The 11,090-nt window shown below is 47.4% G+C and carries 10 protein-coding genes; 7 read left to right on the top strand and 3 right to left on the bottom strand.

What is annotated here, in order from left to right; translation table 11 throughout:
• Positions 1 to 634 precede the first annotated feature (634 nt).
• A complete protein-coding gene (locus V6C93_RS05860; RefSeq protein ID WP_333475715.1) occupies positions 635 to 1,003 on the top strand; it encodes a hypothetical protein in 369 nt (122 codons plus the stop codon).
• Positions 1,004 to 1,233: 230 nt separating this feature from the next.
• Here the strand turns inward: V6C93_RS05860 and V6C93_RS05855 are convergent, their stop codons facing one another.
• The 3 genes from V6C93_RS05855 to V6C93_RS05845 all read right to left on the bottom strand — a co-directional run bounded on the left by V6C93_RS05855 (position 1,234) and on the right by V6C93_RS05845 (position 3,769).
• Complete coding sequence (locus V6C93_RS05855; protein WP_333475714.1) at positions 1,234 to 1,626, bottom strand: hypothetical protein; 393 nt, start codon at positions 1,624 to 1,626, stop codon at positions 1,234 to 1,236.
• A 168-nt stretch (positions 1,627 to 1,794) separates the two neighbouring features.
• Positions 1,795 to 3,081: a sugar ABC transporter substrate-binding protein gene (locus V6C93_RS05850; RefSeq protein WP_333475713.1), complete on the bottom strand. Its 1,287-nt coding sequence runs from the start codon at positions 3,079 to 3,081 to the stop codon at positions 1,795 to 1,797.
• Positions 3,082 to 3,592: 511 nt separating this feature from the next.
• The gene (locus tag V6C93_RS05845) at positions 3,593 to 3,769 is read right to left on the bottom strand and encodes a hypothetical protein (protein ID WP_333475712.1); all 177 of its coding nucleotides are present in this window, start codon (positions 3,767 to 3,769) and stop codon (positions 3,593 to 3,595) included.
• A gap of 92 nt (positions 3,770 to 3,861) precedes the next feature.
• Between V6C93_RS05845 and pilM the strand changes: the two genes are divergently transcribed.
• The 6 genes from pilM to V6C93_RS05815 all read left to right on the top strand — a co-directional run.
• Positions 3,862 to 4,971, top strand: a complete 1,110-nt coding sequence (pilM, locus tag V6C93_RS05840) for a type IV pilus assembly protein PilM (protein WP_333475711.1) — start codon at positions 3,862 to 3,864, stop codon at positions 4,969 to 4,971.
• 4 nt (positions 4,972 to 4,975) lie between these two features.
• Positions 4,976 to 5,809, top strand: a complete 834-nt coding sequence (locus V6C93_RS05835) for a PilN domain-containing protein (RefSeq protein ID WP_333475710.1) — start codon at positions 4,976 to 4,978, stop codon at positions 5,807 to 5,809.
• Positions 5,806 to 6,600 carry a hypothetical protein gene (locus V6C93_RS05830; RefSeq protein ID WP_333475709.1) on the top strand — a complete coding sequence of 265 codons (795 nt, stop codon included), beginning with the start codon at positions 5,806 to 5,808 and terminating at the stop codon, positions 6,598 to 6,600. The genes V6C93_RS05835 and V6C93_RS05830 overlap by 4 nt, the downstream gene beginning before the upstream one ends.
• Positions 6,601 to 6,864: 264 nt before the next feature.
• Complete coding sequence (locus tag V6C93_RS05825) at positions 6,865 to 9,693, top strand: AMIN domain-containing protein (RefSeq protein ID WP_333475708.1); 2,829 nt, start codon at positions 6,865 to 6,867, stop codon at positions 9,691 to 9,693.
• A 492-nt stretch (positions 9,694 to 10,185) separates the two neighbouring features.
• Positions 10,186 to 10,470 carry an HU family DNA-binding protein gene (locus V6C93_RS05820; protein WP_015184473.1) on the top strand — a complete coding sequence of 95 codons (285 nt, stop codon included), beginning with the start codon at positions 10,186 to 10,188 and terminating at the stop codon, positions 10,468 to 10,470.
• A 28-nt stretch (positions 10,471 to 10,498) separates the two neighbouring features.
• Positions 10,499 to 11,090, top strand: a 592-nt coding sequence (locus V6C93_RS05815; RefSeq protein ID WP_333475707.1) for an aminotransferase class I/II-fold pyridoxal phosphate-dependent enzyme, incomplete at its 3' end; no start/stop codon positions are given.

Below are 11,090 nucleotides of genomic sequence, written 5' to 3'. Positions count from 1 at the left end.
AGAAAGAGTCATGTCGATTGTTGTGTTGCTTGCTCTCTTTATATTTTGTAACAAAATATCTCCGAACTTTGTTAACGCGCATTGCTGAACTTGGAAATAACACATTTGTTTGGGTAATAGGGGAAGAATAAAAGTAAACTTTTCGCAAACAAACGAGCCTATAATCTTTTACTATTGAAGGATTCGACTGAACTACACTCGTATCTCGGAAAGTCTCCAAGCAGAACTCATTTTTCTGTCTGACCTTTCATAACTTACAGATGATGAACACTTCAGGTAATTGCTGAGTGAGGTTATTTATCAGCTCAACAATTTATCCGATACTATCAATGTGCAACGCCGATATCTAAGTCCTCGCAATTGAGGCTGAGTAGCGGTTAGTTAGTTCGGCTTTTGTTTACCCCCCTAAACCCCCTTATTAAGGGGGGAACAAGAAGGCGAAATATTTAGAATGCTAGATACGACTTGTTTCCCATTTTGACTTTGACTTTTTCAAGGGAGGCTAGGGAGGTTGACAAAGGCGAAAAAATGTGGAGTGTGAATACTATTGGGTTGCGATCGCAGTTCGGATCTGAGTGTTTTATTCTAAGCACTATATGAACTGAAGACGTTACAGCCTGAAATTGGCTGGATAGTGCGAAAACGGGATGATTGCTTTGCACAGTTACGCGACCAAATTCAACAGCAGCATCTGACGCAACACCCCATTAATTGGTCTACATTTGACTCAGGTTTCTTAGACATTCCCAAGGAACACATTCAACTGCTGGATCGAGTTAATGGAGCAACACTTTATGACAATAGCGGTCATACTTTGCAATTTGCAAAGTATGATTATTGTAAGGTTTACGACATCCCCCAACTCAATTCTTGCTTTAGTGAAACCCACCTAATTGATTTAGAAGACTGGCACTGTATTGCCTACACCCAGAACTTTGGCTCTGGTAAATGGTGGATTATTCTAGGCAAGCCAGCTTCGTATGCCGACCCTCATCCCTCATAACACTGAAAGACTGGATTTCAGCTTCAAGATGCCGTAATTATTGCTAAGGACATTCCGCAACTGCTAGAACGCATATTTCAGACACAGGGGTGTTACTACTTTGGCAATCCCAGTTTCATACCCGATGACGTTTGAATATCTTGAGTTAGAGTAACTCCAGTTAGATCACACTACTTAGAGAAAGCTCTGAGCCAGGGAGTTCTCGCTCCGAGCTTCCTCATGTCGCTTGCTTAAGAAGCTGAATCAATCAGAGCTTTGATTAATCCTACTTTAGCTTGGGTTACATTAGACTTCGAGCTATTCTTAATCGAGCCGATAAAATATTCCCCCGTGGGCAGATAATGTAAGGCTAATTCTGGATAAGTGATAATCTCCCAGTCTTTGTAAATTTCGCTGATCTCTTTCTCATGCTGGGGACGATTACTTTCGTAACACCAGCCAGCTTCCATTAGCTTTTCTAAGAGAGACGACATGGATAAATATTCCTTCGCTGTGTCAAAAATGTCGGCAGATTTCAACAGTTGGCTACGTGGTAGTTGAGTTCCCTGTTCCGATGCCTGGACAAGACTTCGTGGTTTATAGCTAACATCAGCCTGTATGAGAGGATGTCTGAGAAGTGTCAACAGTTGCTTAGATCCCCCCAGCCCCTTTTTAAGGGGGGAATCTGATCAAAGTCCCTCTTTTAAGAGGAATCTGACCGTTTAAGCCTGCTGGTTATGACTGTTCAGACATCCTCTGAGCGATCACCTCAAACCGTTGACTTCAATCGTTGTTGTCGTTAGTCCATCCTATCAAGAGAGACTGCTATTCCATGCCTGCGCCGCATCGGCAACCGCCTGATCTACCGTCTTTTCTCCCAACATTGCTGCCTGCAAATTCTCATAAATTACTTTTTGCAATTTGTTGAGATTTTTCATGGTGGGAATCAATACTTCTGCCTCTTGCATCTGACTGGCACTGATATCCCTGGCTTGCTCCACAGCGGATGTCTTGCCGTCACCGGAGAGCGATCGCCTATACTGCTGCAAGGCATCGAGTGTGGAGGGTAAAACATTGGCAGCCTTGGCGAAATCGAGCTGATTTTCAGAGTTTGTCACAAACAGAGCAAATTTCAGGGCGGCATCTGGGTTATCCGTGTCGCGGGGAATCACTAAATTCATCACCGCCACATTCTTTTTACCTGTCTCACCTGTAATCTGGGGAGCGGCGGCTGAAACGTTAGCAATGCTTGGGGCATTTTTAGCGATCGTATCCATAAACTCCGCCCCACTAGAGAGCAGCGCTGTCTCACCCTCTTGATATAACTCGATCGCACGGCGATGCCCTTGAGTAAGTGCTTCCTTCGGCATTAGCCCCTGCTTATAAAAATCTACCCAATACTGAAACGCGGCTTTGCCTTTGGGAGTGTTAAATGCCGCTTTACCCTGAGCATCAACTAACTCGACTCCCATCTTCACAAAAGATTCTAATACCTCACCAGAATCTTCTGGAACCACTGTGACAAAGAAAGCATATTTACCCGTCTTGTCTTTAATCTGCTTAGCTACCTGCGCCAGTTCAGCATACGTAGCAGGAGGCTTGCTAATTCCCGCTTTTTGCAACAAATCTTTGTTGTAAACGGTAACTGAGCTAGTCAAATACCAGGGAATACCAAAGCTTTTATTATTGAGAGTACTGTCTTTCCAGATATTGGGTAAATACTGCTTACGGACTGCCTCAGGAACACGGCTATCGAGTTCTAACCAAGCATTCCGGGACGCCAGTTGGGAGGCAAAACCCGGATTCAGATTCACCACATCCGGCGCAGTTTTTGCTGAAACGGCTGTCAAGATTTTGTTTTCCATCGCCGCCCAGGGAATGTCTACCCAGCGTACCTTGACACCCGGATTCTCGGCTTCAAATCTAGCAATCAGCTTGTTGAAGTAATCGGTAAATTTGGGCTGTAACTGCATCGTCCAGAACTCAATCTCAGGACTCTTAGAGGAAGAGGGCGTTGGACGACAGCTAATCACCAAGCCCAACAGCAGCCCCAATAAGGCAAGAATAGTGAAGCGTCTCCAAGTGCTGATTCTAGTCATGTAAACTTATAATTTTAATTTTGATGCATAGCGCTAGCAGTAAATCATCCTACTCTAAGCAGTAGACAAGCGAAGGTCTGAGCGGATTGACTGGTACACATTGAAGTTAATGTCTGCGTAAGGCGTAAGGCTAGTGAAGCGGTAGCGTAGTGAGGAGTTCTACTTGGTTTTGTAAGCTTTAGCAACAGCAGCCGTGTGAGCGAAGTAAAACGACAAGGTTTAAGCCACTAGCACGGTCTTTGCCCTAGCCAGACAGAAGCTTGCGCCAGAGTCAGCACCGTCACTTTACTCTGTACAAACTAAAATTGAAAGAGTCCGCTGCTACTTGCTGCCTCTTGAGTGCACCCTAACCCTTAGCTTCATATTGCAAAAGATAAAGGATGAATGGTTGAGGTAGTAACGAATCATAAAGTAAGCGATCGCGTTCCGTACATGGGTTCAGCCGATTGCCTCTTCCCACAGACGCAGCGATTACGCCAAGCGTAGTGCCAAGGCGATCACGCAAAGTGCATCAATAAAAGGCGATCGCAGGCTTTATTCTTGTCAGGGGTGCCAAAATAACAATACAAGCGACGAAAGACTCTGGAATCGCGCCCGCACCAACTCCCGCTCCCGGTGGCTGTTGCCAATTGATTCTTGACGGAAATATCGCTAAAGCATGGTACTTGTCAGCTAGATTGGGTACCATGCATCACATGCAATCAGTATTAATCTTGCTAGATTAAGTCTCTAAGCAGATCACGTCTCTTATCTTTATTCTCGCTTCCGCTGAACCAGGATATGTTTAACCGTTTTCAAGGGCTATTTTCCAAGGGAAAGAAAGGGGTCGGCATAGAATTGGCCCCAGAACGAATTAATATCGCTCAACTGCGCAAGCAGGGTCAGGCATACAAAGTTTCCACCCTGTATTCTCACGAGGTGCCAGAAGGCATCTTTCAAGATGGGAAGATTGCCGACTCACCAGCTTTGGCGGAACTCATTAAGATAGCTCTCGCCGAAAGTAAACTCAAAGTTGATCGCGTCGCCACTGCCGTACCGATGCGGGAAGCCATTATCCGAATTATCCCCATTCCTGCCGAGCTAGATGATCAAGAACTCCGAGACATGGTGCTTAACCATGAAGCGGGCTTATATTTGCCCTATCCCCGCGACGAAGTAGACTTGGACTACCAGAAGCTGGGCTTCTTGCAAGATGAAGATGGCATCGAAAAAGTGCAAGTTCTCTTAGTCGCAACCCGCAAGGAGGTTACAGACACCTATATTGAGACCTTTAGGGAGGCTGGGTTAGGTGTAGATGTACTAGAGATTAATAGCTTCGCTCTGATTCGGACGATTCGAGAGCAACTGCGACAATTTTCTCCTCAAGAAGCCGCTGTTCTAGTGGATATTGAATTTGACAGCACTGAAATTGCGATAATTGTCGATGGTGTGCCTCAATTTTCTCGCACAGTACCCATCGGTACATTCCAACTCCAGAGTGCCCTCTCGCGAGCGATGAATTTACCAACCTCAAGAAACACAGAACTGTTGCAGGGGATGACAATTCCTCCAGTACCTGCTGATGGAATAGGAGGACGTACCGGAGCCACAGGCATTAATCCAGGGATGGCGGCGCTGCTCAGAGTCTTGGGAGAGCTAGCCGATGAACTACGTCGCTCCATCGATTTTTATCTAAATCAGAGCGAAAATCTAGAAGTCGCCCAGCTGCTGTTAGCAGGCCCAGGAGGTGGAATTGGACAACTTGATGAATTTTTCACGCAGCGCTTAAGTTTACCAACAACTCAGGTAGACCCAGTAGCAGCTCTTTCACTGGAGGTTGACGAAGAAATTCCCTCCGTGCAACGACCGGGCTTAGGCACTGTACTGGGATTAGGATTACGAGAGGTTTGAAACTATGTATAGTCTGGATATCAATTTTTTAAAAGATCGGCCTGATATCATCAAACCCCCGACGGGGAATGACCGACAAGCGCAGCCGGAGGGGTCGATGACGCCGCTCATTATAGGCGTCATTATCGGTCTCCTCCTGCCCGGACTGGTGGGGGGTTTATGGTTTTTCCTACAACAGCAAAACGCTCAGTTACAGGAAGAGATAAATGGATTGAAAGCGCAACTGGGAACTTTGCAACAAGCAGAGCAACAAATTAAGCAGCTGACGGAGGAAACCAATAAAGTAAAAGACGAAACAGCTGCACTGGCAAGCGTCTTTAATCAAATCAAGCCGTGGTCAGCGATGTTGCAAGATATTCGGGAGCGCACACCTCCGAATGTACAAATTAGATCAATCCAACAAAAACTCGTCACTGTGACGACAAATTCTCCAGCGCCAGCAACCAACAATCCTAAACCAGGAACTCCACCCCCTAATCCATCAGCTAACCAAATAACAAAGCTACAAATTGAAGGGTTTGCTCGTTCATTTGATGATGTAAATTATTTACTGTTGACGCTTCAACGCTCTCCCTTCTTGAAAAGCGATGAAACCCAATTAATTGTTGCCAAGCTGGATGATAGTCCCGGAAAGTTAGAATTGAATTATCCTCAAAATCAAAACCAGGCAGGAGGTAAAGTAACCTATGAACTTCCTAAAATGGTGAGATATAGTATTCAAACCAGCTTAAATGATGTCCCCGCTTCCGAACTCATTAGAGAGTTAGATCGTAAGGGTGCGGTGGGACTTGTCACCCGGATTAGAACCCTTCAGGACAAAGGAGTATTTCAAAAATGACATACGCTGATGAAGAGTTTCTTCCTGAAGGCCAGGTAGAAACTACTAACTATCCAAAAGCTTTTGGTATTACCTTCACTCCTAAAGTTGGGGGGATAATCTTTGCCGTTTTAGGTCTTTTGGGAGCGGCTTATCTCTTTGTTAACGTCATACAGCCAACTTGGGAAGAAAATCAGAAGTTAAAAGACGAGAAGGAGAAAGTTACACAGGACATTCAAAAGCTAAAAGAAACCCAGAAAAAAATTGAGCAAAAAAAAGCCGAGCTAGAGGCGGCAAAGGTTCAAAATAAGCAAGTACTGAGTCTATTTGCTAATGAAAAGACTCTGGACACCTTGTTGCTGAATCTCAACAGCTCTATTAAAGATAGAAAGGGTACCTTGCAAACTTTTAGCCCAGGGGAAAATCCGCCAGCGACAGATGGTGTAATTAATGATAGTTCTTTGGGAACCCAGGTAAACGGCAAACTGAAGCGTAAAACCATCAACGTAGAGCTGGTGGGTAGCTTCGACCAAATTCAGTCAATCATGCGGAGTTTTGAGCGGTTGCAGACGCTATTGGTGGTTAAGGACTTTCAACTGGAGACGAATGACGAGCCGGTGACCGTGGTGCTTGACCCCACTGGCAAAGCAGTGCCCGGAGTCCAGAAAAAAAACAAGTCAGGTCAGCAAGGATTGATCCCCAATGCTAAACCAGACCTCAAAGCCACCTTTAAGTTAGAGGTACTCATGCCGGTGACACCAGAGGAATCCAATGCAGGAGCTGCCAAGCTAGGGCAGAAACCTAAGCCTTAAAACTGAAAAAAGCAATAAAAACGTCAACAATCGTGCGATTAGCAGGTAAGCTATTAACTTTAAGACTTTTCTGAGTGGAGTTTACGAGAAGGAGTCCCATCTCCCCTGGTGGCATGGGTCGAGGGGTAGTTGTTTTCCCCTTAGGGTAAAGTCCATAAATATGGAAGATTTTTCCAGCTTTTTGGGAATGATAATACCTAACTTCTAAAAGCTAATTGCTCTCAAGCTATTCGCAAAATGGCTCTTATAGGTGAGGAGTGAACCGTGAGACAGGCTCAAGCATTAAGTGGAATCGTGATTGGAGGGGCAGTAGCGCTCTTAGCCACACAGCCCTCGTTAGCGACAACGACACAGGTCACAGATGTGCGACTCGACAATAGTGAGGGTGAGCTGAAGCTCACCCTGGAGACAACTGAGGGCGCTGAGCGTCCGCAGGTTTTCACGGTGAGCCGTGGCAATGATTTGGTGGCAGATATTGTTAATACTCAGCTGAGCTTGAACAAGGGCGACAGCTTCCAGCAAAAACACCCAATGCCCGGTATTGCTTCAGTCGTCGTGAGCCAGTCAGATGCAAACAGCATTAGAGTTACTGTCAGCGGTACAATCAGCCCTCCGACTAGTCAAGTTATCCAGAGTACTCAGCAGGGAATTACCTTAGGTATTAGCCCAGAAGCCAAAAATCAGACAACGATTTCTGATCCTGCCTCTTCGTCACCCGATGCTGCTGTCTCACCTGAGGCGGCTGATATCCCCTCCTTACCGTCTTCTAAACCAGTGGCTATCGCCGCCACAACTTCCACGCCTGTAGTCGAGGCACCTAACCCCGTTGAGCAAACCTTAGCCCAAACGCCTCCTACCTCTGTAACCCAGGCACCTAAACCCGTTGAGCAAGTTTTAGCCCAAGCAGCTCCAACTGCTGTAACTCAAACAGCTAAACCCGTTGAGCAAGCACCAACCCCAACTCTTCCAACTGCTGTAGCTCAGACAGCTAACCCCGCTGAGCAAGCACCAACCCCAGCTCTTCCAACTTCTATTGCTCAGACAACGGTACCTCAGCCCGTCGTCCCGGTGCAAGCACCGGTGGCTCCAGCACCAGCGCCACAAGCTCCAGTGCCGGCACCGGCACCGGACGTACTGGTTCCCAATCCGCAGATCACAATAGATGGATTTCCGATTCAACCTGCCGGTCCGGCCGGTGCAGTACAACCCGTTGCTCCAGCACCTCCACTGTTACCCAGAGCGATCGCACCACCAGTCGGTGATATTGCCATCTCGAATATTAGTGCGGCTGCTAGTGTTATCGACTTGGGGACAGGGGTACGTGTTCCCCGCCTGGTTTTGCGAGAAGCTCCTGTTCGAGAAGTATTAGCCCTCCTGGCTCGCTCGGCTGGTCTAAACCTCGCCTTTACCGATGGAGGGGGAGGGACTCCTCAACCGGGCGCTCCAGGTGCAGCCGCAGGGGGCGCACAACAGACCATTTCTCTAGATCTGGAAAACGAACCGGTTCAAGACGTGTTTAACTACGTCCTCCAGCTCTCCGGCCTCCAGGCTAACCGAGTCGGACGCACAATTTTTGTGGGTTCTAGACTACCCGATGGGGCTCGCAATCTCGTCGCTCGCACCTTGCGTCTCAATCAAGTCCCGGTTGGGCAGGCTGTGGGCTTCCTAATTTCTCAGGGGGCTGAGCAACAGCAGATTACAACCCAAACGACTCTAACCGTTGCTGGGGAAGGAGCTGCGGCGACTAGAATTCAAAATACTCAGACACAGGTACAAAGAATCACCCCACAAGAAGCGGCAGGCGGAGCTCCAGGAGGAGCCGGGGGAGGAGCTGGGCTGAACGGACCATTGGTACTGCGAGGGCTAGCCGTATCGCCTGATGAGCGTCTTGGAGCCATCACCCTGATTGGGGAGCCGCGTAAAGTAGAAATCGCCACAGCCTTATTGACTCAGTTGGATCTGCGGCGTCGTCAAGTTGCGGTGAACGTCAAAATTGTAGATGTTAACCTCTCCGGAACCGATGTATTTAACGCTAGTTTCTCTTTTGGGATTGGGGATAGCTTCTTTGTCAATGATGGCGGAGCGGCTTCCTTCAATTACGGCGGGGTGAGACCAGCGACTCAAGCACAGGTGACCAGCAGTACCATCACTCCACCGGTTATCAATAATCCCTTTGCCAATGCCAATGTATTCCTCGATCCAAATCGCACTGTTCCGGTTCAAGGTACAGCACCTGGTGTTACCCTCGTGGATTCCAGAACGGGTCAGGTCACTATAGGAGGCCAAGGCACTGCATTCTTCAATACTCCTTTTGTGACAATAAACGATCCCTTGCAACCAGGGTTTACGAATATCACCCCTGCAACCAACACGACCATTACGATTAATGCGGACGGAACAACTACCGCATCGGCAGGTACTCTTGGCACCGTTACGACCGCTCTCCCCTCACTGTTCCAATTCCCCAAACGGTTGTTATCAGCCTTGCAGGCGCAGATTACTAGTGGCAACGCCAAAATCCTGACCGACCCGACACTCGTTGTTCAAGAAGGTCAGACAGCTGTAGTCAATCTGACCCAGGAAGTGTTTGGAGGATTTAGGTTACAGACCCAAACTGATCCCACCACTAACCTGACCACTCAGGTGCAGGAACCTATTATTAAAAATGCTGGTTTAATCCTGCCAATTAATGTGCAGAAGATTGACGACAACGGTTTTATCACCTTGGTCATTAATCCCACTGTCTCTGCAATCGGCGGTTCTCAAAACACTCCACAAGGTCAAATAACCTTAGTGCAACAGCGGCAGCTATTCTCAGGGCAAATTCGCCTCCGAGATAGTCAAACGCTAATCCTCAGTGGCATTATTCAAGAATCAGACCGAACCACTGTATCAAAAGTGCCGATTTTAGGGGATATTCCGATTTTGGGTGCCTTGTTTAGAAGTACCAATCGGGTCAATCAGCGGCAAGAGGTGATTGTTCTGCTCACACCGCAAATTATTGACGATTCGCAAGGCTCTTCGTTTGGCTACAGTTACACGCCAGGGCGGGAGACAAGTCAATTTTTGCGACAGCGAGGTGTTTCTCCTTAGGTAGAGTAGTAAACGACTCAACGCCGTCCTTAGAGACGGCGTTGGCTTGTAAAACTAAGTTAATTGATCGCAGTCTTTGACGGCCTGACTTTAAGGCTTACGCTCCCACAGCTAACAGGGGGTAATTTTTAGATGGAATTTCTGGTCAGCATTCAACACGCTCTAGTAGCTTTTTTATCTAGCTCCTTTGGGTGATACTACAGGCGTTCCCAACCATTCACGGAGGGGAGAGAAGGCTGAGGAATGAGTAAAAATTCCTAATTTTTACGTTCAAATTTCCAAAAAATCCTGAAATCTACATATCTTAAAGCTTTCACCGATCCATATCTGCGGTACAGACCTTAGAATAATGCAGTGAAACTTCGAGCCTGCGGGAGTTGCAGCGATTTCGAGTTGAAAATCCCCGCAATTAGGGTCACGTATCTAGATCTTGAAGCTGAGATTTAGCGTAATAGTTGACCTGTGATGCAAATTTAAAGAAGGAGAATCCGAATGAACAAAGGTGAATTAGTTGATAAGGTGGCGGAAAACGCAAAAGTGACCAAAAAACAAGCCGATGCAGTACTATCTGCGGCACTCGAAGCGATTATGGAAGCCGTTTCCGAAGGTGACAAAGTCACGTTGGTGGGCTTTGGTTCTTTTGAGTCGCGGGAGCGCAAAGCCCGTGAAGGTCGCAATCCAAAAACCGGGGATAAAATGGAAATCCCGGCAACTAAAGTTCCTGCCTTTTCCGCGGGAAAACTGTTTAAGGAAAAAGTTGCGCCCAGTGATAAATAACGGCTGATGACTTAAACGGAACCTATCTTTGAGACGACCGACTCACGGGGGAAATTTAGCCTGGGCAGCGGCACTGGCAGGCTGTTCCCCTTCTTTGATTCTTGATTTTTCGGCGAGTATCAACCCACTGGGACCGCCAAAAAGTGCGATCGCAGCCATTGAGCAAGCCCTAAACGACCTAACGGCCTATCCTGACCCTTATTACACTCAGCTGCGGGCGTCCCTGAGTCAGTTTCACCCGACTCTGACGCCTGACTGGATTCTGCCCGGTAACGGCTCAGCTGAGCTTCTTACTTGGGCAGCGAGGGAACTATCTGAGCTGGAGGGGACTTGCCTACTCACTCCAGCTTTCAGCGACTACCAACGCGCCCTTAAGGCGTTTGGTACAAAGGTCAGGGAATATCGCTTAAAGTTGAAAGTTGAAGGTTTAGAAGATAACCTTCAACTTTCTAACCTGCAACCCTCTAACCTTGGTCTGCTGCTCAATAACCCGCACAATCCCAGTGGGCAATTATTTGACCGAGAAACAATTCTGCCTCTAGTTTCGCAGTTTGCTCTGGTCGTGGTGGATGAAGCCTTTATGGATTTTCTGCCTCCCGATCGACAGCAAAGCTTAATCT

The organism is Allocoleopsis sp. (assembly GCF_036703385.1).
In the GTDB taxonomy this organism is placed as follows: domain Bacteria; phylum Cyanobacteriota; class Cyanobacteriia; order Cyanobacteriales; family Coleofasciculaceae; genus Allocoleopsis.
The sequence above is the reverse complement of the archived record's forward strand: the minus strand, read 5'-3'. Positions and strand labels throughout refer to the sequence as shown.